The following is a 20,888-nucleotide window of genomic DNA, read 5'->3' as shown; positions in this document are numbered from 1 at the left end:
TGAAGACTTGGCGAAAGCGGGCCGTCACGAGGGAGGCTCGCGCCCGCCGGCCCGCAGTGCCGCCAGCATCTTGGCATCCGGCCCCGTTTCATCCGCATCGCTGGTCGAGAGCATTTCGGCCAGCCGCGACCTCGCCCGGTTGACGCGGCTTTTGATCGTACCGAGCGCAACGCCGCAGATTTCCGCCGCCTCCTCATAGGAGATACCCGAGGCGCCCACCATGATCAGGGCCTCGCGCTGCTCCTCGGGCAGCTTGGCGAGGGCGGCCGTGAAATCGGCGATCGCCAGGTGCCCTTCCTGGTCGGCATGGACGGCCAGGCGCTCGGCATAGACCCCATCGCTGTCCTGCACCTCGCGCGAACGCTTGCGGTAGAGCGAGTAGTAGATGTTGCGCAGGATGGTGAACAGCCAGGCTCGCATATTGGTGCCCGGCTCGAACTTGTCGGCATTGGCCCAGGCCTTCAGCAGCGTATCCTGCACCAGATCGTCCGCCAGGGTGATCGAGCCCGACAGGGACGCGGCAAAGGCACGCAGACTGGGAATATGTGCGATGAGCCCGTCCTTGAAGCTATCGCCGCTCATCGTCCTTGCCCTCCCCGGCCTTCTTCTCCTGCTCTTCGAGCTCGGCCAGGAGTGTCAAAAACCTGTCGGGCACGGGCGCCCGGACGATCGATTCATAATGGGCCTGCAGGGAGCGAGCGACATAGTCGCGGATCTGCGGATCGAGCTTGCCGCCATCGGGGGGGCTCTGATCGGGCAGATCCTCGTCTGGCTTCTTATTCCTCGACATTGCTACTCCCGTGGAAACGGCCTGGCACCGACATTGCTTCCAAGCCGCTTCCTCTCGCGCGGGCCATCGACCCGCTCGAGAGGAATCGGCACCATACCGAACATTTGCAGAGTTTCTTGGGGAGGCCCATCCACGGCCTCACCGGGAAATTCTGCTTGGGCCGGCGTGAAGGCCCGTCGTCGGGGAGGAGGCAATGCAATACCAACCGGCGAAACGCATCCCATGCCGGATACGTTCCATTCTGTCGAAGAAATAAATTCATTGTCAGGAACTATTCGTCTGTGGTGCTCTGCCGGAGCCGCATGAGCGACCGATTGGGAGCATGTCAATGTCGATCGCAGCCGAGATCGCGCCGCAACTGCCTTATCTGAGGCGTTTTTCCCGGGCCCTGAGCGGCAGCCAGGCCAGCGGCGACGCCTATGTGGTCGAGACGCTGGAGGCCCTGGTTGCCGATCCCGCTTCCTTTCCGCGCGCCCTTCCGCCACGCATCGCGCTCTATCAGGTGTTCCTGAGATTGTGGTCTTCGCTGGCGCTCAACATGGAGCCGGCCAAGCAGGTCGAGGGCATCTCGCCGGAGCAGCGCCTGGAACGCCTGGCCCCGCGCTCGCGGCAGGCTTTCCTGCTGACCACGATGGAAGGCTTTTCCTCGGAAGAAGCAGCCATCATCATGCGGGTCGACGAAAAGGAAGTGATCACCCTGGTGGCCGAGGCCACCGAGGAGGTCGCCCGCCAGATCGCCACCGAGATCCTGATCATCGAGGACGAGCCGATCATCGCGCTCGACCTGCAATCGATCGTGGAAGAGCTCGGACACCGCGTCGTCGGCATCGCACGCACCCATGCCCAGGCACTCGCCCAGGTGGCGGAACACTCACCTGGCTTGATCCTCGCCGACATTCAGCTCGCTGACGGTAGCTCCGGCCTGAAAGCCGTGAACGAGATCCTGGCGAGCGTGGAACTGCCGGTGATCTTCATCACGGCCTATCCCGAAAGGCTGCTGACCGGCCAGCAGCCGGAACCGACCTTCCTGATCACCAAGCCCTTCCGGCCCGAAATCGTGAAGGCCACGATCAGCCAGGCACTGTTCTTCAACAAACGGGCCAGCCTGCGCCCGGCCTGAACCGCGTTCCACGCAAGGAGCGATGCCCGCCAGCGACGAGCGGCGCGATCAGCATGACCTCTTCGGCAAGCACAGGAAACGGGTGGCTGGCACCCGCGCCGTCGGCTTTTGTTCGGCGATCCTTTCCCTGCCGAGGTCTGTCATGAAGACGCCCGAAAGAGACCGCTTGCCGCCGGCTTTCCGGCGCATCGGCTGGTCGAATCTCCTTGCCCAGCTCTCCGAGCAGATCGCCCTGGCCGCCGCGCCCCTCGCGGCCGTGATCCTGCTCGCCGCCGGCCCGGCCGAAACAGGCTGGCTCCAGACGGCCCAGACCCTGCCCTTTCTCCTGCTCTCCATCCCGGCCGGCCTGATCGCCGATCGCGCTTCGCGGCGAAAGCTGATGGTGGCGTCGGAGGCGTTGCGCACACTTTCCCTTGCGCTCACCGTCCTGCTGCTCGGCCTCGGCCAGATGAACCTGTCCCTGCTGGCTTTGCTCGGCTGCGTCGGCGCCATCGGCACGGTATGCTACAGCGTCGCCGCGCCGGCCCTGATCCCCACGCTGGTGCCGCGCACCCGGCTTGCCGATGCCAACCGTTGGCTGGAACTGGCGCGCAGCGCCGCCTATGCCGGCGGCCCGGCCCTTGGCGGCGCCCTCGTCGGCTGGACCGGGGCGCCCGTCGCCTACGTCCTCTCCACCGTCCTCTCGATCTGGGCTGTGCTCCTGCTCGCCGGCCTGCCGAAGGAAGAATTGGCGGCTCGCACCGGCCGCAAGCTCCTGCACGATCTGAAGGACGGCGCCGCCTTCGTCATCCGCCACGATCTGCTCAGGCCGATCCTTCTCACCGCCGTCTTCTTCAATATCGGCTGGTTCTGCATCCAGGCCGTCTATGTCGCCTATGCCGTACAGATACTTGGACTGACGGCTTTCGAGGTCGGCGTCACCCTCGGCATCTATGGGGCCGGCATGATTGCCGGAGCCGGCATCGCCCCGGCACTGGCTCGGCGCGTCTCCTTCGGCACCATGATCGTGCTCGGGCCGTTCGGCGGCTTCTGCGCCTCGCTCCTCATGCTGGGGACGGTATGGTTCCCTTCGCCGATCCTTGCCGGATTCAGCTATTTCCTGTTCGGCGCCGGGCCGATCCTGTGGACGATCACCACCACCACGCTCCGGCAGGCGATTACACCCAACGCCATGCTGGGACGCGTCTCGGCCTTGGTCATGACCGCAACCTTCGGGGCAAGGCCGGTCGGGGCGGCGGCGGGCGCCTTCATCGCCGCTTACGCCGGCGCAGCAGCCTGCCTGGGCGCAGCCGCCATCGGCTTCCTGGTCCAGCTCCTGGTCATCCTGCTGTCCCGCGTGCCGAGGCTGCGGGCATTACCCGACATGGCCTGACTCTGCCGCCGCTCAGTTCGCGCGCTCGGCCAGGCCGCGCACCTGGTTGACGAATTCGTCGGGATTGAAGGGCTTGCTGACCAGGAGGCAGTCGAAATAGAGCCGACGTCGCTCCGGCAAGCCAAAGCCGGAGACGAACATGATTTCCAGGCTGGGCCAGCGTTCCCTGGCCTTCAAGGCAAGATCATAGCCGCTCATCGGCCCGGGCATGCGGACATCGGTGATCAAGACCCGGGCATCCCCGTTCGAGGCCAGGATGTCGAGCGCGGCTTCGGCGCGGCCGGCCTGCAGCACCCTGAAGCCGGCATCTTCGAGCAAATCGGCCGTGATCAGCCGGACATCCTTGTCGTCATCGACCAGCACCACGGTCACCGGAGGGACGCCGTCGACATCGTCGCCTCCCGATTCGGCGCCGGGACTGCCATGGACCGGCTTGCGCGGGCCAGTACGATGCTCCGGCGCGTTGTGCATGGCTGGCTCGGCGAAGGCTTGCTGTTTCACGGCTCTTGTCCCCTCAGGCTCCGTCAGGACGTCCTGCGATGGATCGGCATCGCAAAGGCGTGTCGAAACAACGAGTTGAGGCAAATGAGCATTCAACAGGGAATGCTCGTTTGCTCTGGGGAACGAACGCCCGAAGCCGGCCTTTGTTCCGATTCAGCCTGCAGGCAGAATCGACCTGACCTTGGCCTCGAATTCGCCGGTCTCGAAGGGTTTGACGATGACGTCCTGCCCTTCATCCATTTCCAGATCCTGCCGCTCGGCGGCTTCATAGCCGGTGAGGAAGAGCACTTTCAGCGCCGGCCTCGCCTCGCGTGCCCGCCGGGCCAGATCCCAGCCGTTCATGCCCGGCAGCCCGATATCCGTGATCAGCAGATCGATGCCTTGCGTGCCCTCCAGCAGGGGAATGGCCGAATCGGCATCCTTGGCCTCGAGCGTGGCAAAGCCGAGATCGTTCAGGATGTCGACGACGAGCAGCTGGATGACTGCCTCGTCTTCGACGACGAGAATGGTCCTCTTGTCGTGATCGGCCATGCTTTTGATCTCGGACTCAAATCGAAATTGCTGCCGGAAACCGCTTCCGGACCTGAGAATCACTGACTGCTGAAATAGGCGCCTGGGGCGCTCGAGCCACTATAGACGATCTGACCGGGAAAGCAGGAGCGCGCTCAATCGACGCGCTCGAACAGGACCAGCGAGCGGCCGGCAAGCGCATAGGCTTCGCCGACGGCGATGTCGGCTTCGGGCAGCCCCGGATCGTCGGTGGCGACCAGGCGTTTCCATGCCGAACCGTCATAGCAGGGAGGCATGGTGAAACTCATCGTCTCGTGATGGGCATTGAGCAGGACGAGCAGCGTGGCATCCGATCCGCGCTTGCGGATGCCGCTGGCCTGGGCCCGGCCATCCAGCAACAGGCCGAAGCAGGCAGGTTCCCCTGCATCGTCCCAGTGCGACCGCGTCATTTCCTCGCCGCTGCGATGGATCCAGGTCGCCTCGCGTACGTCGATCGCCTCGTTGATGCGCTCGCCGATCAGAAAGCGTGATCGCCGCAGAATGGGATATTTGCGTCTGAGCGCCGTCAGCCTGCGGACGAAATCGGTCAGCGCCTTGCCCTCTTCCGCCGCCTGCCAATCGAGCCAGCTGATCTCGTTGTCCTGGCAGTAGGCATTGTTGTTGCCCCGCTGGCTGCGGCCGAACTCGTCGCCGGCCACGATCATCGGCGTCCCCTGGGAGAGCAGCAGCAATGCCAGGAAATTGCGCATCTGACGCTCACGCAGGTCCCTGACGGCAGCATCCTCGCTCGGCCCCTCGACACCGCAATTCCAGGAGCGGTTGTTGGAGCTGCCGTCCCGATTGTCCTCGCCATTGGCTTCGTTATGGCGATCGTTATAGGAGACCAGGTCGCGCAGCGTAAAACCGTCATGGGCGGTGACGAAGTTGACCGAGGCCCAGGACTTGCGACCGCGGTGGTCGAACTTGTCCGGCGAGCCACACAGACGCGGCGCCAGGGCCGCAGGCCGGGCCTCGCCCCGCCAGAAGTCACGCGCCGTATCGCGATAGACGTCGTTCCACTCGGCCCACCCCGGCGTGAAACCGCCGACCTGGTAGCCGCCGAGCCCGACATCCCAGGGCTCGGCGATCAGCTTGACATTCTCCAGCACGGGATCCTGGCTGACAGCCTTGAGGAAGCCGCTATCGGGATTGAAGCCATCGACCTCGCGGGCCAGCACGGTGCCGAGGTCGAAGCGGAAGCCGTCGACATGCATCTCGTTCACCCAGTAGCGCAGGCTGTCCGTCACCATCTGGATCACGCGCGGATGGCTGACATTCAGGGTGTTTCCAGTGCCGGTATCGTTGATGTAGTAGCGCGGTTGATCGGGCATCAGCCGGTAATAGGAGGCATTGTCGATCCCCTTGAAGGACAGGGTCGGACCGAGTTCGTTGCCCTCCGCCGTGTGGTTGTAGACGACGTCGAGGATGACCTCGAGGCCGGCATCGTGGAAACGTGCCACCATCTGCTTGAATTCGGCCAGCACGCCCGCGGGGTCGGCGGCATAGCGCGGATCGGGCGCGAAGAAGCCGATGGAGTTGTAGCCCCAGTAGTTCCTCAGGCCGCGCTGGAGCAGGTGATCGTCGTCGACGAAGGTATGCACCGGCAGGAGCTCGACCGTGGTGACACCGAGCGAGCGGATATGCTCGAGGGACTGGATCGAGGCGAGGCCCGCATAGGTGCCCTGCAAGGCTGGCGCGATCCCGGGATGGCGCTTGGTGAAGCCCTTCACATGAGTCTCGTAGATGATGGTCTGGTCCCAGGGCACCAGCGAGCGGTTGCCCGGCCAGTCGAAACGCGCATCCACTACCATGCAGCGGGGCATGAAGGGGGCGCTGTCGCGCGTATCGAAGCTGAGATCGCCCTCGCCGAGCGTATAGCCGAACAAGGCGGGATCCCAGGTCAGCGCGCCGACATGGGCGCGGGCATAGGGATCGAGCAGGAGCTTGTTGGGATTGAAGCGGTGCCCCGCCTCGGGCTCGTAGGGGCCGTGTACGCGATAGCCATAGAGCATGCCGGGGCTGACATCGGGCAGGTAGCCATGCCAGATCTCGTCGGTGAATTCCGGCAGTTCGATGCGCTCGAGCTCCTCGACGCCGCTCGGATCGAACAAGCAGACCTCGACCTTGGTAGCATGCGCCGAAAACAGCGCGAAATTGGTGCCGGCCCCGTCCCAGATCGCACCGCGCGGATGAGGATGTCCTTCACGGATCCGGGTGCCGAAGAGCTGGGTCATGCCATCGTCTCCCGTTCGGCCGTCCTGCGGACCACCAGCGCATCGAGCAGCGAGAGGTACCGCGCATCACCGCGGCACACTGCACTGCAACATGGGCCGATGCAAGCATTTGGGTTTCGTCGCAAATCCGGTTTCACATGAAACGCGCAAGGTCAAGGAAACTGCCTCATGCTTCGTCACACCCACTTGGCGACACGCGTCCGGATGCCCGGCAGGTGGCTTGAATGCCGGGCGCACCGGGCGGGCGCCGCAGCGCCGGCTGCCAGGCCGACAACCGGCCTGGCAGGCGGGAAACGCACTGCTTACGCGATGGTTCCGCCGGAACCTGGCCCGATCATCGTCCGTTTCATGCGGGCCGGAACTCTCAGGCCTTCCATTGTGTTGGGCCTGACCATGGCGTGCCGACGAGGCACCCTCGACGAAAAACAACGAATCCGGGCTACCAGCAGGGGCATGCATGCAAGACCAGACCACTTCCCTTTCCGCCGACAAGCCCGCCGTGCAGCCCGACGCCCCCGTCGAGCTCGACGAGGGGCCTAGCAGCGTCTCGCCCCAGACGGCCATCCAGGCCTGCCTGCTCGTTCTGGCGAGCCTGACGATCGCCTATGTCGCCGCCGACATCATTCTGCCCCTGGTGCTCGCTTTCGTATTGAAATTGCTGTTCCAGCCGGTCATGCGCCAGCTCGAGCGCTTCCGCCTGCCGCGCAGCATCGCGGCCCTCCTGATGATCTTCGTGTTCTTCGGCCTGTTCGTGGGGCTGGGGGCCGCCGTCGCCGGCCCCGCCACCGAATGGGCCACCCGCCTGCCGGATGCCCTGCCGCGGCTGCAGGAGCGCCTGTCCTTCCTCAACCAGCCGATCCAGACCTTCCAGAGCTTCATGCAGCAGATCGGCGCCGGCGGCGGTGCCAATGTCGACATTCTCGGCGCGGCCTTCCGTGGCACGCAGCATTTCGCCAGCGGCTTCTTCGAGACGATCCTGATCCTGTATTTCCTGCTGGTATCCGGCGACACCTTCCTGCGGCGTATGGTCGAAATTCTGCCTCGCTTCAGCGACAAGCGGCAGGTCGTGACGCTGTCGCAGCAGATCGAGGAGAACATCTCGATCTATCTGGCGACGATCACCGTGATGAACGCGCTGGTGGGACTGGCCACTGCCCTGACCATGTGGGCCACGGGCCTGGGCGACCCGGTTCTGTGGGGCGTCGTCGCCTTCGCTCTCAATTTCGTGCCTATCATGGGGCCCTTCTTCGGGGTCGCCCTGTTCGCCTTTGCCGGCCTGCTGCAGTTCGACACCATCCTGGCGGCCTCCCTGCCGGCCGGCCTCTATCTGGTGATCCATCTGATCGAGGGCGAGATCGTCACGCCGATGCTGCTGGCCAAGCGCTTCACCCTCAACCCGGTACTGATCATCCTCGCCTTGATCTTCTGGTTCTGGCTGTGGGGCGCGCCGGGAGCGATCCTGGCCGTCCCGATGCTCGCCATCCTCAAGATCATCTGCGACGGAGTCGGCCCCCTCAACAATATCGGCCGTTTCCTGGAAGCCTGAGGCGGCTGGAGGTCGCCATACCCTCCCCGTGATGGCAGGGCATGGACGTGGTGTCACGTGCTGCCGCCGCTCAGCCGGGCAGCATGTCCTTCAGGCGCAGGCGGGCGATCTCGCCGATCTGCTTGACGGCCTCGGCGAATTCCTGGGTCCGGCCATGCTGCAGGCGCCGCTCGAAGGCGGCGACGATCTCGGCCTTGCTCCGCCCCTTGATCGCCATGATGAACAGGAAGCCGAACCGGGCCTTGTAGGCATCGTTGAGCTCGGTGAACTGCTTGAGTTCGGCCGGCGTGAGGCGGTCGAGGCCGGCAGAGGCCTGCTCGGCGGAGGATTCGGCGGTCAGCATCTTGGCCTGGGCCAGTTTCCCGGCAAGGTCGGGATGCGCCATGATCAAGGCGAGCTTGGCCTCGTCGGAAGCCGAGTTCAGCACCTTCATCATCGCCGCATGCAGGCCCTCCGCCGTATCCTCGGCCGGCGTCAGCCCCTTGTCATAGGCGCCCTCAGCCACCCAGGGCGAATGCTCGAACACGCCGCCGAAACGCTCGACGAACAGAGCGCGGTTGAGGCGCGTCGGCACATAGCCGCCTTCCGGCGGATGCTGGCGGATCCAATGGCGGGCGATGTCGAGGCGGGTGGCGAACCAGACCTCGGCATGGCCGCGGGCGTAATCGAGGAAGCGGGCGAGTGCGGCGGCGCGGCCGGGACGGCCGACCAGACGGCAATGCAGGCCGATCGACATCATCGCCGGCTGCTCGCTGCCTTCGGCATAGAGTGTGTCGAAGCTGTCCTTGAGATAGGCGAAGAACTGCTCGCCGCTGTTGAAGCCCTGGGGCGTGGCGAAGCGCATGTCGTTGGCGTCGAGCGTATAGGGCACGATCAGCTGCGGGCCGCGCGGCCCTTCGACCCAATAGGGCAGTTCATCGGCGTAGGAATCGGCCGAATAGAGGAAGCCGCCCTCCTCCATGGTCAATTGCAGCGTCTGCGCCGAGGTGCGGCCCTGATAGAAGCCGAGCGGCCTGGAACCGGTGACCTCGGTGTGAACGCGGATGGCTTCCTCGATATGCTCGCGTTCGCCTTCCTTGGTGTAGTCGCGATAATCGATCCATTTCAGGCCGTGGCTGGCGATTTCCCAACCAGCCTCGACCATGGCAGCCACGGCCCCGGGATGGCGCTGCATGGCGCTGGCGATGCCGAAGACGGTGACGGGGATCTGGCGCTCGGTGAACATCCGGTGCAGGCGCCAGAAACCGACGCGCGAGCCATATTCGTAGATGGATTCCATGTTCATGTGACGCTGGCCCGGCCAGGGCTGGGCGCCGACGATCTCGGACAGGAAGGCTTCCGAGGCCGCATCGCCGTGCAGGATGCAGTTCTCGCCGCCTTCCTCGTAGTTCACCACGAATTGCAGGCAGACGCGCGCCTTGCCGGGCCAGGCCGCGTGGGGGGGCTTGCCGGCATAGCCGATGAGGTCGCGATCATAGGTTCCTTGCGTCGTTGCGGTCATCACTCACGAGCCTCGATAGGTCGAATAGCTGAAGGGCGAGCAGACCAGCGGCACGTGGTAATGGCCGTCCTTGTCGGCGAGCGTCACGCGCAAAGGCACGACATCGAGGAATTCGCCGGCCCCGGTGGCGCCGAGGCCGCGGAAATAGGCGCCGACGTGGAAGATGAGCTCATAGACGCCGGGCACGAAGGCATCGCCCACCATCAAAGGCTGGTCGGTGCGGCCATCCTGGTTCGTCGTCGTCGTGGTCACGGTGACCCGCCCGCCCGATGCATCCAGCCGCTGGAGTTCGATGGTCACGCCTCGCGCGGGCTTGCCGCTGGAGACGTCGAGCACATGCGTGGAGAGCCTTCCCATGTCGTTCTCACCCGATCCTGTCTTTGGGTGGCTTCGAGCACACCCTTGCGATCCGCCCGGACCGCGAAATGTTTTCGCTGGCACGGCCCATCAGGCCGCACCCCAGACCATAGCGACTTTGCCGCCCGGCATTTCCAAATATTTTGTGAAGATGTTTCGATAAAGAATACTCTTCTGCTGCAGGCCGTCCTGAGGCTTGATGGAGCGTGTCAGGCTTCATTCTCCTGCAAGGATGACAGGCCGGACGGCAAGGGCCCCAGCCGGGCGAGTTCGGTCGCGAGATAGCGTCGGCCACGCTCGACCAAGAGGTCGGCGAAAGCCTTCACCTTGAGGGGCACGAGATTTCGCGTCGGATAGAGCACGGCCAGCGTGGCAGGCGGTGGCGGATTGGCGGTCAGAACAGGAACCAGACGACCTTGGGCAAGCGCATCGGCAATTTCGTAGACCGGTTTGAGCACGATGCCGCGCCCGTCAAGCGCCCAGGCGGTGAGCACGTCGCCGTCGTCGGCATCGAGCGAGCCCTTGATCGGAACGCTGATTTCCTCGCCATCCTGGCTGAGGGACCAGCGGAATTCGCGCGAGCCGGGAAAGCGCAGGAGCAGGCATTGGTGTCGCGCCAGATCGGCCGGCGTCATCGGCATGCCGGCGCGTTCGACATAGGCGGGGGAGGCACACAGGACACGCTCGGCGTCGGCGATCTTGCGCATGATCATCGAGCCGTCGGCATAGGTGACGAATTGCAAAGCGAGGTCGCAGGATTCGGCGATGATGTCGAGGCGGCGCTCGGACAGGCGCAATTGCACGTCGATCTGGGGATGGGTGTCGCGATAGGCCGCGGCGGTCGGGCCGACGAGGCGCCGCCCCAGGCCGAGCGGCGCGGCGACCCGGATCGACCCCAGCGGCATGGCACCGAGCTCACCGATATTGGCCTCGGCCATATCGATGGTGTGCAAGGCGTCGATGACGTGGTCGTAGAAGATCCGGCCCTGTTCGGTCAGGCCCATATTGCGGGTCGTGCGATTGAACAGCCGGCAGCCGAGATGGTTTTCCAGCGCCTGGATGCGCTGGCTGATCACATTGGCGGAAACCCGCATGCGGCGGCCGGCTTCGGAGAAGCTGCCGGCTTCGACGGCTCGGGCGAAGGAACGGAAGTTTTCAAGCATGGCGGGCGGTTCCGTAGGACAGATCGGCGGCGACTGCCGTTCGTTGATCGAAACGGATGCAGCGCCCGGCAAAAGACTGCTTGTGCTTGATCATGCTCCCCCTCGTGCTGCCTGCGGCCGGAGCCGACTCTTCGTTCTCGACCTCATTCGACGAATAGAATGCGGATCGAGGACACTCAAACCGGCGAGACTCTTGCTTGCCAGCTCTTCGGGCCGGCGGTTCTTGTCGTGACTGTAGGAAATAATCATGCCTTGTGTAAGCCGGTCGTAAAGGGCCGCTTTCCAGGCAGGGAAGGAAATGGGAGAAAATAACCTATGCTGATGACCCTGTACGAATGGGGCAGTCTGATGTTGCGCTGGGCCCATGTCATCACCGGCATCGCCTGGATCGGCTCCTCGTTCTACTTCATGCATCTGGACGCAAGCATGCGCCCCACCCCGAAGATCCCCGCGGGTCAAGGCGGCGAGGCCTGGGAAGTCCATGGCGGCGGCTTCTACCAGGTGCAGAAATATCTGGTGGCGCCCGAATTCCTGCCCGAGCACCTGACCTGGCACAAATGGCAGTCCTACTCGACCTGGCTGACCGGCTTCTGCCTGTTGCTGTGGGTCTATTACGCCCAATCCAGCCTGCTCCTGATCGATCCCAGCGTGCGGGTATTGTCGCCGGCCGTGGCCCTGGTGGTCGGCATTGGCGGCCTCGCCGCCGGCTGGCTGGTCTACGACTTCCTGTGCAAATCGCCGATCGGCAAGAACGAGACGCTGCTGGCCGGCATCGGCCTGGTCTTCGTGGTGTTCATGGCCTGGTTCTTCCAGCAGATGTTCTCGGCCCGCGGCGCCTTCATCCACACCGGCGCGCTGATGGCGACGATGATGTCGGCCAATGTGTTCTTCATCATCATCCCCAACCAGCACAAGGTTATCGCCGCGCTCAAGGCCGGGCAGGTGCCCGACCCCGCGCTCGGCAAGGCAGCCAAGCAGCGTTCCTCGCACAACAACTACCTGACGCTGCCCGTGCTGTTCCTGATGCTGTCCAACCACTATCCGCTGACCTATTCCAGCCCCTACGCCTTCCTGGTGGTCGGCCTGATCCTGGTTGCCGGCGCGCTGATCCGCGTGTTCTACAACGAACGCCATGCCGGACGCGGCGACAAGTGGTGGACCTGGGCGCTTGCGGCCATCCTGATCTTCGGCGCCATCTGGATCAGCGCCTTCCGCTCGCCGGCCTTCCGCGATGCCTTCGACCTCGGCGCCATCGAGGCGCCGGCGGCAACCGAAACCGCGCTCGCCGCCACGGTGCCGGGACCGGTGCACGACATCATCACCAGCCGCTGCTCGATGTGCCACGCCGAGACACCGGTCTATCAGGGCATCAACATGCCGCCCAAGGGCGTGCTCCTGGATTCGCCCACCAACATCGCCCGCAACGAGCATGAAGTCTTCGTGCAATCGGTGATGACGCACGCCATGCCGCCGAACAACGTGACCGAAATGACCCTGGACGAACGCCGCGTGCTGCGCGACTGGGTGCTCAAGAGCGAGAAGGCCGCGGCACAGGGTACACCAGTCGACGCCGGCAAGTCCGCCGAAGCCAAAGCTGCCGAAGCCAAGCCTGTTGAAACGGGTTCCGGCGTCCAACTCGCCGTCCGCTGAGCCAGCCTCGGCGCCAGTTCCTTCCCCTTTTCCCTCGACACGTGCAATGGCCCCGCTTGCGGGGCCATTTTTGTCTTGGGCCAATGTCCTTATCGCCGAGCCACCGAGCATCCGGTCGGCGTGCCCATCCGTTTCGGCGACGGGTTGATCGAAGCAGAGCGGGCAAAGGCGGGAACCGCCTTTCTCGCCAGAGGCTGCCGCATGCCCACGTCCCGTGGTTCGCGAAAGGCGCGCGAGGTTTCGTCCCTGGCTTCGGCTGCCGCACCCACACATCGCAGCATGGGCGGATAGGGCGCAGGACTCCCTCCCCGACGTCAGGGAGGGTGGCCGGGCACAGCGAGGTCGTGTGGAGTTGAGGTCGAGTCGCGCGATCTTGCCATCCTCCGACCTGTTGGCGCCACTCTCCTCCTTCCGTCGCCGCTGCGCGGTGACAGCTTCCACGACGTTGGGGAGGGATTCCTGCGCTCCATATTGAAATTGCCAGACGGGTGGATCAGACAGCCGAAGCCGGCAAGGGATATCCGCGCCATTTCCGGCATACGGCGCGGAAAAGAAACACCGCACTATCAGGAAGCGCGCCGACGCCGGCACTTCGCAGGAAAAGGCAGGTGCGCTACGTCCTGTATCGGCGAGAGAGAATCCCGCCCCGCGGCCGCTATACCGTGGCGCTGCCCCTGCCGAAAACGGCGAAACGGGACGGAGAGCACCACGAATCCAAAGAGCCTCCCGCTGGCGGGGGAGGCTCCTTCGGCATGCTCCGGCGTGAGGTAAAGCCGCGTCAGCGCACCTTTGTCGGCGGAACAGGCCGCCAGCTCGTCGAGCCGGACCATGGCATGGTCTCCACCGGAGATGGCTGGTGCCGCGAGGGTTGGTCTCATTACAGCTTCATTCCCTCGGACAACACGAGAACGGCCCTGAAATCATTGACATTGGTCAAGGTCGGGCCGGTGACGATCTGGTCGCCAAGGACCTGAAACAGGGTATGGGCATCGTTGTTGTCGAGGCTGGCGATCGGATCGAGTCCGGCGGCGCGTGCGCGTGCAAGACTTGTCGGGTCGATGATCGCACCGGCCACCTCCTCGGCGCCGTCGACACCGTCGGTATCGCCGGCCAGGGCATGGATGCCGCGCTGTCCGCCGAGCTTGACGGCGAGCGAGAGCAGATATTCGACATTGCGCCCGCCCCGCCCCTTGCCGCGCACGGTGACCGTGGTCTCGCCGCCGGAGATCAGCACGCAGGGTGCGGCGGCAGGCTGGCCGTGCTGGACGACCTGGCGGGCGATGCCGGCCATGACGATGCCGACATCACGGGCTTCGCCCTCCAGGGAATCGCCTAGGATGATCGGCGTGATACCGGCCTTGCGGGCAACCGCCGCCGCGGCAAGCAGCGACTGCTGGGGCGAAGCGATCAGATGGGTCTCGCAGCGCGCGAGGCGCGGATCCCCGGGCTTGGGCGTCTCTTCCAGCGCTGCCTCGAGATGGGCGATCACCGGGGCTGGCCCGTCTATGCCATAGCGGGCAAGGATGGCGCGGGCATCGGCAAAGCTGGTGGGATCGGCCACGGTGGGGCCGGAGGCGATGGCAGCGAGATCGTCGCCGGGCACGTCGGAAATCACCAGGCTGACGACGCGGGCCGGAAAAGCGGCGGCGGCCAGCCGCCCGCCCTTGATGGCGGACAGATGCTTGCGCACGCAGTTCATCTCGTCGATCGGTGCGCCCGATTTGAGCAGCGCCTTGTTGATCGCCTGCTTGTCGGAAAGCAGCAGCCCATCGGCCGGGAGGCTGAGCAGGGCCGAGCCGCCGCCCGAGATCAGGGCGATGACGAGATCGTCTTCCCCGGCCCCTTCCACCAGGGCCAGCATGCGCGCGGCGGCCTTGACGCCGTTGAGATCCGGCACGGGATGAGCGGCTTCGATCACCGCGATGCGCTGGCAAGGCACGGCATGGCCGTAGCGCGTCACCACCACGCCCTGAAGCGGCCCGTCCCAGGTGTCTTCCAGGGCCTTGGCCATGGCGGCAGCGGCCTTGCCGGCGCCGACGACGATGGTCCGCCCCTTCGGCGGCCGTGGCAGGAAGGCCGGCATGCAGGCAGAAGGCGTCGCCGCAGCCACTGCTGCCTCGAACATCGATGTCAACAATGCCCGCTCCGACATGGCGAACCTTTCAGAGGAAGAAACGCTTATGCGAATTATTATGTGTCGCGCCGCCCCTCGCCCTGTCCCCAGTCCGCTCCGAGCGGGGACAGGGTGCGGGACAACGCTACGGCCGGTCGAGAGCCGGCGCGTGCTGGCGTCAACCCTTGACCGGCGCGCCGATCTCGTAATTGGCCATGATCTCCAGGGCTCGGACCAGGCCGGAATGGTCCCAGGCCGCGCCGCCATGCGAGACGCAGGCATTGAACAATTCCTGGGCCGTGGCGGTGTTGGGCAGGGAAAGTCCGAGCTGGCGGGCCGTGGTGAGGGCGAGATTGAGGTCCTTCTGGTGCAGGGCGATGCGGAAGCCCGGATCGAAGGTGCGCTTGACCATGCGGTCGCCATGCACTTCCAGGATGCGGGAGGCGGCAAAGCCGCCCATCAGGGCCTCGCGCACCTTGGCCGGGTCAGCACCGGCGCGCGAAGCGAACAGCAGGGCCTCGCCGACGGCCTCGATGTTGAGGGCGACGATGATCTGGTTGGCGACCTTGGTGGTCTGGCCGTCGCCATTGCCGCCGACGAGCGTGATGTTCTTGCCCATTGTTTCGAACAGAGTCTTGGCGCGCTCGAAGGCCGCCTCGGGGCCGCCGACCATGATGGTGAGGGAGGCCGCCTTGGCGCCGACCTCGCCGCCAGAGACCGGCGCGTCGAGATAGTCGCAGCCGAGCTCGTTGATGCGCTTGGCGAATTTCTTGGTCTCGACAGGCGAGATCGAGCTCATGTCGATGACGAGCTTGCCGGCGGAAAGGCCCTCGGCGACGCCGTTCTTGCCGAACAGCACGGTCTCCACATCCGGGGTATCGGGCACCATGGTGATGATGATGTCGGCCTTGCGGGCAACGTCGGCGGCGCTCGGCTCAGCCTTGCCGCCAGCCTTGACGAGTACCTCGGGCACATTGCCGAGCGTGGTGAGGTAGACGGTGTGGCCGGCCGCGATCAGGTGTCCCGCCATCGGGGAACCCATGATGCCCAGTCCGACAAAGCCGATATTCATGGTGAAGATCCTTGTTGTTGGAGCGTAAACGCCGGGGGAACTCCTTCTCCCCCTGCGGGAGAAGGTGCCCCGATAGGGGCGGATGAGGGGTGAACCACCACACCGGCATGGGATCGCAAGACCCCTCATCCCCCTGCCGGGACCCCTAGCGGTTCCGCAGGAACTGCGGAGTCCCGCCAGGGGAGAAGGGGATTTATGGGGCGGGCTCAGCGAGCCTGCTTCAGCCAGCCCAGGCCCGCTTCGGTCTCGCCCTTGGGCTTGTATTCGCAGCCGATCCAGCCGGCATAGCCGAGCTGGTCGAGCCACTGGTAGAGGAAGGGATAGTTGATCTCGCCGGTGCCCGGCTCGTTGCGGCCGGGATTGTCGGCCAGCTGCACATGCCAGATCTGCGGCAGGTATTTCTCGATGGTGCGGGCGAGATCCCCTTCCATGATCTGCATGTGGTAGATGTCGTATTGCAGGCCGATATTGTCCGAGCCCGTCTCGGCGATGATCTCGGCGGCCTGGCTTGTGTTGGTCAGGAAGAAGCCGGGAATGTCGCGGGTGTTGATCGCCTCGATCACCAGGCGGATGCCGGCCTTCTTGAGCTCCCCGGCGGCATAGCCGATGTTCTCGACGAAGGTGGCCCGGGCCTGCCCCGCAGCGACGGAAGCGGGCGCGATGCCGGCCAGGCAGTTGACCAGCTTGCAGTCGAGCGCCTTGGCATAGGTGATGGCCTGGGCGACGCCCTCGCGGAACTCGGCCTTGCGGTCGGGCAGCACGGCGATGCCGCGCTCCCCGCCCGCCCAGTCGCCGGCCGGCAGATTGTGCAGGACCTGGGTGAGCTTGTGCTCCCCAAGCGCCGCGGCGAGGTCGGCCGCCGCGAAGGGATAGGGGAACAGATATTCCACGCCCGAAAAGCCGTGGCGGGCGGCTGCCGCGAAGCGCTCCATGAACGGCACTTCGTTGAACAGCATGGTGAGGTTGGCGGCAAATCTAGGCATATTCTATGGCCCTCTTTTACCCTCCCCTCGATGGGGAGGGTATGACGTCATTAGTCCAGCAGCGCGATCGCGGTCGGCGCGTCGGAAGCGTCGAGGGCGAGATCCTCGAACTCCGTGACCTTGTCGAGATCGGTGCCCATGGCGACGTTCGTGACGCGCTCCAGGATCACCTCGACCACCACCGGCACGCGCAGTTCGGCCGCCAGGCGCTTGGCCTCCACGAAGCCCTCATGCAGCTTCTCGGGATCGGTGACGCGGATGGCGCGGCAGCCCAGGCCCTCGACCACCTTGACATGGTCGACGCCATAGACGCCCAGTTCCGGCGTGTTGATGTTCTCGAAGGAGAGCTGGACCTGGAAGTCCATGTTGAAGCCGCGCTGGGACTGGCGGATCAGGCCGAGATAGGCATTGTTCACCAGTACATGCACATAGGGCAGGTTGAACTGGGCGCCGACCGCCAGTTCCTCGATCAGGAACTGGAAGTCGTAGTCGCCCGAGATCGCCACCACCGAGGCGCTGCGATCGGCGGCACAGACACCGAGCGCCGCCGGCAGCGTCCAGCCAAGCGGGCCGGCCTGGCCGCAGTTGATCCAGCCCCTGGGCTTGTAGACATGCAGGAACTGGGCAGCGGCGATCTGCGACAGGCCGATGGTCGAGACATAGGTGGTGTCGCGGCCGAAAGCCTTGTTCATCTCCTCATAGACGCGCTGGGGCTTGATCGGCGTCTCGGTGAAATGGGTGCGGCGGAGCAGGGTCTTCTTGCGCTCGCGGCATTCCTCCAGCCAGGCGGAACGGTCCTTGAGCTCACCCTTGGCCTTGAGCTCCTTGGCGGCCTCGATGAAGACGTCGAGAGCCAGGCCGGCATCGGAGGCGATACCGTAATCGGGCGCGAAGACGCGGCCGATCTGGGTCGGCTCGATGTCGACATGCACGAATTTGCGGTCCTTGGTGTAGACCTCCACCGTGCCGGTATGGCGGTTGGCCCAGCGATTGCCGATGCCGAGCACGAAGTCGGAGGCGAGCAGCGTGGCATTGCCGTAGCGATGGCTGGTCTGCAGACCGGCCATGCCGACCATCAGGGGGTGGTCGTCGGGAATGGTGCCCCAACCCATCAGGGTCGGGATCACAGGCACGCCGGTCAGCTCGGCGAAAGCGACGAGCTTGTCGGAAGCATCGGCATTGATGATGCCGCCGCCGGCCACGATCAGCGGGCGCTCGGCTGCCTGGAGGAGGGCGATGGCCTTGTCGATCTGGGCGCGGGTGGCCTTGGGCTTGTAGACGGGCAGCGGCTGGTAGGTCTCCGGATCGAACTCGATCTCGGCCGTCTGCACGTCGAAGGGCAGGTCGATCAGCACCGGGCCGGGACGGCCCGAGCGCATCAGGTGGAAGGCCTGCTGGAAGGTGCCGGGCACCTGGGCGGGCTCCATCACGGTGACGGCCATCTTGGTGAGGGGCTTGGCGATCGCGGCGATGTCGACGGCCTGGAAATCCTCCTTGTGCAGGCGGGCGCGCGGTGCCTGACCGGTGATGCACAGGATCGGAATGGAATCGGCGGCCGCCGAATAGAGGCCGGTGATCATGTCGGTGCCGGCCGGGCCGGAGGTGCCGATGCAGATGCCGATATTGCCGGCCTTGGCGCGGGTATAGCCCTCGGCCATGTGGGAAGCCGCCTCGACATGGCGGGCCAGGACATGCTTGATCTGGTTGCGCGGACGCAGCGCGGCATAGAGCGGATTGATCGCAGCGCCCGGAACACCGAAGGCGCAGGTCGCACCTTCCTTCTCCATGATGTGCACAGCAGCTTCCGCCGCGGTCATGCGGGCCATGAGCGTTTCTCCTCAAGCATTCTTCGATCCGCGGATCGGAATTGCGTCTGTCTTTTGAAAATCGCGCCTCGCATGCGACCGGTGGGATCGAATCCAGGGCGTGGTTGAATTCTTCGACGGAGCGGTCTTTCCCGCCCATTGCTGCCTGAAGATTGCAGGGGAAGGGCTATTAGTCCAATATATGGTTCAGTATAATCAATATCTCAAACATATGGATGGTCGACCGTCATGGAACTGCGCCATCTGCGCTACTTCATCGCCCTGGCGGAGGAGCTCAGCTTCACGGCCGCGGCACAACGCCTGCACATCTCGCAGCCGCCGCTGAGCCAGCAGATCCGCGACCTCGAGCACGAGCTCGGCGCGGTGCTGTTCCTGCGCACCAGCCGCAAGGTGGTGCTGACCGAGGCCGGCACCGCTTTTCTCGCCCATGCCCGCAGCATCATCGCCAGTGCCGAGCTGGCGGCAACGCAGGTCAAGGCAATCGGCCAGGGCATGACGGGCGCACTCAACGTGGCGGCGACCGGTTCCATGCTGCTCGGTCCGCTCGCCGCCCTGATGGCGGAATATCGACGCCGTTTTCCGGGCGTGGTGATCGGCCTGCACGAAATGGCCCCCGAGGCCCAGCTCAACGCGCTCGCGACGCGGGCCGTCGACATCAGCTTCCTGCGCATGCCGCCCGAAGATGCCGAACTGGTGCGCGAAACCGCCTGGCGCGAGCCTGTCGGCGTCTTCCTGCCATCAGGCCATCGCCTGGCCGAGCACGGCGCCATCGCTCTGGCCGAGCTGCATGAGGACGAACATGTCTTCCTGCGCCTGCGTGATTCCAGCTTCGCGGTCTATCTGCGCCAATGCTGCGTGGAGGCGGGCTTCATCCCGCGCATCAGCCAGCAGGTGATCGAATCCTATTCGCTGACCAGCCTGGTCGCAGCCGGCTTCGGCGTCGCCCTCGCCCCTCGCAGCGTCAGCGCCCTGTCACGCCCCGAGGTGATCTATCGCGACCTGGTGCCGCCTGCCCCCAGCGCCGACGTCAGCATGATCTATCAGCGCGAACCCAGCCCGGTGCTGGCGCGCTTCCTGGCCTTCGCGCGCCGCTTCCTGGCGGATTGGCGGGCGCGGCCGGGCCACCAATGAACTTTCCACCGCTCAGGAAACCGGGATAGCGGCCAGGTCCTTGCGCAGGACCTTCAGGGCCGTCGACATCCAGATCCACACCCTGGCCGACTCGGCCTGTTCCTGGGCCAAGGTGACCTTCGTCCGGCTGAAATGCCTGTAGGCGTCATAGGCTTCCAGGGCGCCATTGGCGCCCGGCGCGGTGTATTTCAGGATTTCACGCGTCGTCCGGTCGCCGGCCAAACGATCTACGGGCGAAGCGGGAGGACGCTGTGCACCACCGGCACCAGGCGGCCGGTAATCATTGGATTCGTTGATATAGCCGTCGGGATCGGCGACGCCCCAGGGCGTGCCGCCCATGCCGCCATGGGTGCAGAAGAAATATTGCTGCTTGTAGATGGTGGCGGCACCTGGCGTGCGCCGCGTCGCATAGCTGCCGAACAGCAGCCGCGATCCCGTCTTCGGATCACGGCGGGCATGGAAGCACACCCGGACATTGGGCGGAATGAACAGCGGTGAATTGAAGGGCTGCCTGTCGACGGCATCGAACAGGAAGAGCCCATCGACGGGAATGCCTTCCAGCGCGAGCAGGGAGGCGGCATAGACGACCGCCGCACCACCCCTGCTATAGCCGGCTAAGAAAATGCGTTTGGGCCCCAACGCCTTGTGGCGATAACGCTCCCGCACGGAGCGATAGGCACCAATGCCCAGGGCCGGCGTCGAGACACCGTCGAGGCTCGGTCCACGCCGGTAATATCGTGCCTCGTTGCCCCAGCTCCGATAAAGGCGCTGCACGAAACTGTTGCGGAACTCCACCTCATAGGCTCGGTCGGAATAGGGGCCGGTACCGTCGATGCCGGCATAGATGTCGAGCGCCGCATTGGCCGCCGCAGCCTGGGCATCGCGCTGGCGCTGCTCCTCGTACCGCGCGACCTCCCTCGTGTAGAGCACCGACATGTCGTGGCTGTCGAAGGGAAAAGCGCCGTTCCAGTTCATTGCTC

18 protein-coding genes are annotated in these 20,888 nt (G+C 65.0%); 5 read left to right on the top strand and 13 right to left on the bottom strand.

Annotation, left to right across the window (positions count from 1 at the left end):
* Positions 1–24 precede the first annotated feature (24 nt).
* Positions 25–582: a sigma-70 family RNA polymerase sigma factor gene (locus ABXS05_RS08940; protein ID WP_311934217.1), complete on the bottom strand. Its 558-nt coding sequence runs from the start codon at positions 580–582 to the stop codon at positions 25–27.
* A complete protein-coding gene (locus ABXS05_RS08935) occupies positions 569–790 on the bottom strand; it encodes a NepR family anti-sigma factor (RefSeq protein WP_068292011.1) in 222 nt (73 codons plus the stop codon). Before ABXS05_RS08935 ends, ABXS05_RS08940 begins: the two co-directional genes overlap by 14 nt.
* 328 nt (positions 791–1,118) lie before the next feature.
* Here ABXS05_RS08935 and ABXS05_RS08930 point away from each other — a divergent pair, with 328 nt between their 5' ends.
* Both ABXS05_RS08930 and ABXS05_RS08925 read left to right on the top strand, forming a co-directional pair.
* Positions 1,119–1,910, top strand: a complete 792-nt coding sequence (locus ABXS05_RS08930; protein WP_311934216.1) for a response regulator — start codon at positions 1,119–1,121, stop codon at positions 1,908–1,910.
* A 22-nt stretch (positions 1,911–1,932) separates the two neighbouring features.
* The gene (locus ABXS05_RS08925) at positions 1,933–3,282 is read left to right on the top strand and encodes an MFS transporter (RefSeq protein WP_367623642.1); all 1,350 of its coding nucleotides are present in this window, start codon (positions 1,933–1,935) and stop codon (positions 3,280–3,282) included.
* Between the two features lie 12 nt (positions 3,283–3,294).
* Here ABXS05_RS08925 and ABXS05_RS08920 read toward each other — a convergent pair whose 3' ends face one another.
* From ABXS05_RS08920 to glgX, 3 genes are all read right to left on the bottom strand, one after another.
* Entirely contained in the window at positions 3,295–3,783 is a 489-nt protein-coding gene (locus ABXS05_RS08920; protein ID WP_311934214.1) for a response regulator, read from the bottom strand.
* Positions 3,784–3,936: 153 nt separating this feature from the next.
* Positions 3,937–4,314 carry a response regulator gene (locus ABXS05_RS08915; protein WP_311934213.1) on the bottom strand — a complete coding sequence of 126 codons (378 nt, stop codon included), beginning with the start codon at positions 4,312–4,314 and terminating at the stop codon, positions 3,937–3,939.
* A gap of 134 nt (positions 4,315–4,448) precedes the next feature.
* Positions 4,449–6,566, bottom strand: a complete 2,118-nt coding sequence (gene glgX, locus ABXS05_RS08910) for a glycogen debranching protein GlgX (protein WP_367623641.1) — start codon at positions 6,564–6,566, stop codon at positions 4,449–4,451.
* Between the two features lie 457 nt (positions 6,567–7,023).
* On the opposite strand from glgX, the gene ABXS05_RS08905 reads away from it, so the two are divergent.
* On the top strand, positions 7,024–8,112 hold the full coding sequence (locus ABXS05_RS08905; protein WP_367623640.1) for an AI-2E family transporter: 1,089 nt from the start codon (positions 7,024–7,026) through the stop codon (positions 8,110–8,112).
* A gap of 70 nt (positions 8,113–8,182) precedes the next feature.
* Here the strand turns inward: ABXS05_RS08905 and puuE are convergent, their stop codons facing one another.
* From puuE to ABXS05_RS08890, 3 genes are all read right to left on the bottom strand, one after another.
* Positions 8,183–9,613, bottom strand: coding sequence for an allantoinase PuuE (puuE, locus tag ABXS05_RS08900; protein ID WP_367623639.1), 1,431 nt, complete (start codon positions 9,611–9,613; stop codon positions 8,183–8,185).
* Between the two features lie 3 nt (positions 9,614–9,616).
* Positions 9,617–9,970: a hydroxyisourate hydrolase gene (uraH, locus tag ABXS05_RS08895; protein ID WP_311934209.1), complete on the bottom strand. Its 354-nt coding sequence runs from the start codon at positions 9,968–9,970 to the stop codon at positions 9,617–9,619.
* Between the two features lie 209 nt (positions 9,971–10,179).
* A complete protein-coding gene (locus tag ABXS05_RS08890) occupies positions 10,180–11,133 on the bottom strand; it encodes a LysR family transcriptional regulator (protein WP_311934207.1) in 954 nt (317 codons plus the stop codon).
* Between the two features lie 315 nt (positions 11,134–11,448).
* Here ABXS05_RS08890 and ABXS05_RS08885 point away from each other — a divergent pair, with 315 nt between their 5' ends.
* Positions 11,449–12,783 (top strand): urate hydroxylase PuuD, encoded by a 1,335-nt coding sequence (locus tag ABXS05_RS08885; RefSeq protein ID WP_367623638.1) that lies wholly within the window; start codon positions 11,449–11,451, stop codon positions 12,781–12,783.
* Positions 12,784–13,660: 877 nt separating this feature from the next.
* Here ABXS05_RS08885 and ABXS05_RS08880 read toward each other — a convergent pair.
* The 4 genes from ABXS05_RS08880 to gcl form a co-directional block, all read right to left on the bottom strand.
* Entirely contained in the window at positions 13,661–14,908 is a 1,248-nt protein-coding gene (locus ABXS05_RS08880; protein WP_437178647.1) for a glycerate kinase type-2 family protein, read from the bottom strand.
* Positions 14,909–15,074: 166 nt separating this feature from the next.
* Positions 15,075–15,968, bottom strand: coding sequence for a 2-hydroxy-3-oxopropionate reductase (glxR, locus tag ABXS05_RS08875; RefSeq protein WP_311934204.1), 894 nt, complete (start codon positions 15,966–15,968; stop codon positions 15,075–15,077).
* Between the two features lie 206 nt (positions 15,969–16,174).
* Positions 16,175–16,951, bottom strand: coding sequence for a hydroxypyruvate isomerase (gene hyi / locus ABXS05_RS08870; protein ID WP_367623637.1), 777 nt, complete (start codon positions 16,949–16,951; stop codon positions 16,175–16,177).
* Between the two features lie 50 nt (positions 16,952–17,001).
* Positions 17,002–18,777 (bottom strand): glyoxylate carboligase, encoded by a 1,776-nt coding sequence (gene gcl, locus ABXS05_RS08865; protein ID WP_367623636.1) that lies wholly within the window; start codon positions 18,775–18,777, stop codon positions 17,002–17,004.
* Between the two features lie 228 nt (positions 18,778–19,005).
* On the opposite strand from gcl, the gene ABXS05_RS08860 reads away from it, so the two are divergent.
* Positions 19,006–19,908, top strand: coding sequence for a LysR family transcriptional regulator (locus ABXS05_RS08860; RefSeq protein WP_367623635.1), 903 nt, complete (start codon positions 19,006–19,008; stop codon positions 19,906–19,908).
* Between the two features lie 12 nt (positions 19,909–19,920).
* On the opposite strand, the gene ABXS05_RS08855 is transcribed toward ABXS05_RS08860, so the two are convergent.
* Positions 19,921–20,883, bottom strand: a complete 963-nt coding sequence (locus ABXS05_RS08855) for an alpha/beta hydrolase (protein WP_367623634.1) — start codon at positions 20,881–20,883, stop codon at positions 19,921–19,923.
* Between the last annotated feature and the right edge of the window lie 5 nt (positions 20,884–20,888).

It is taken from the genome of Labrys neptuniae (assembly GCF_040797145.1).
Taxonomy (GTDB): Bacteria; Pseudomonadota; Alphaproteobacteria; order Rhizobiales; family Labraceae; genus Labrys; species Labrys neptuniae.
This window is presented reverse-complemented; position numbering and strand designations above follow the sequence as displayed.

Excerpts from the sequence above, each read along its gene's own strand:
- ABXS05_RS08940 (WP_311934217.1), bottom strand. The coding sequence starts at position 582 with ATGAGCGGCGATAGCTTCAAGGACGGGCTCATCGCACATATTCCCAGT.
- ABXS05_RS08935 (WP_068292011.1), bottom strand. The coding sequence starts at position 790 with ATGTCGAGGAATAAGAAGCCAGACGAGGATCTGCCCGATCAGAGCCCC.
- ABXS05_RS08930 (WP_311934216.1), top strand. The coding sequence starts at position 1,119 with ATGTCGATCGCAGCCGAGATCGCGCCGCAACTGCCTTATCTGAGGCGT.
- ABXS05_RS08925 (WP_367623642.1), top strand. The coding sequence starts at position 1,933 with ATGCCCGCCAGCGACGAGCGGCGCGATCAGCATGACCTCTTCGGCAAG.
- ABXS05_RS08915 (WP_311934213.1), bottom strand. The coding sequence starts at position 4,314 with ATGGCCGATCACGACAAGAGGACCATTCTCGTCGTCGAAGACGAGGCA.
- glgX (WP_367623641.1), bottom strand. The coding sequence starts at position 6,566 with ATGACCCAGCTCTTCGGCACCCGGATCCGTGAAGGACATCCTCATCCG.
- ABXS05_RS08905 (WP_367623640.1), top strand. The coding sequence starts at position 7,024 with ATGCAAGACCAGACCACTTCCCTTTCCGCCGACAAGCCCGCCGTGCAG.
- puuE (WP_367623639.1), bottom strand. The coding sequence starts at position 9,613 with ATGACCGCAACGACGCAAGGAACCTATGATCGCGACCTCATCGGCTAT.
- uraH (WP_311934209.1), bottom strand. The coding sequence starts at position 9,970 with ATGGGAAGGCTCTCCACGCATGTGCTCGACGTCTCCAGCGGCAAGCCC.
- ABXS05_RS08890 (WP_311934207.1), bottom strand. The coding sequence starts at position 11,133 with ATGCTTGAAAACTTCCGTTCCTTCGCCCGAGCCGTCGAAGCCGGCAGC.
- ABXS05_RS08885 (WP_367623638.1), top strand. The coding sequence starts at position 11,449 with ATGCTGATGACCCTGTACGAATGGGGCAGTCTGATGTTGCGCTGGGCC.
- ABXS05_RS08880 (WP_437178647.1), bottom strand. The coding sequence starts at position 14,908 with ATGTTCGAGGCAGCAGTGGCTGCGGCGACGCCTTCTGCCTGCATGCCG.
- glxR (WP_311934204.1), bottom strand. The coding sequence starts at position 15,968 with ATGAATATCGGCTTTGTCGGACTGGGCATCATGGGTTCCCCGATGGCG.
- hyi (WP_367623637.1), bottom strand. The coding sequence starts at position 16,951 with ATGCCTAGATTTGCCGCCAACCTCACCATGCTGTTCAACGAAGTGCCG.
- gcl (WP_367623636.1), bottom strand. The coding sequence starts at position 18,777 with ATGGCCCGCATGACCGCGGCGGAAGCTGCTGTGCACATCATGGAGAAG.
- ABXS05_RS08860 (WP_367623635.1), top strand. The coding sequence starts at position 19,006 with ATGGAACTGCGCCATCTGCGCTACTTCATCGCCCTGGCGGAGGAGCTC.
- ABXS05_RS08855 (WP_367623634.1), bottom strand. The coding sequence starts at position 20,883 with ATGAACTGGAACGGCGCTTTTCCCTTCGACAGCCACGACATGTCGGTG.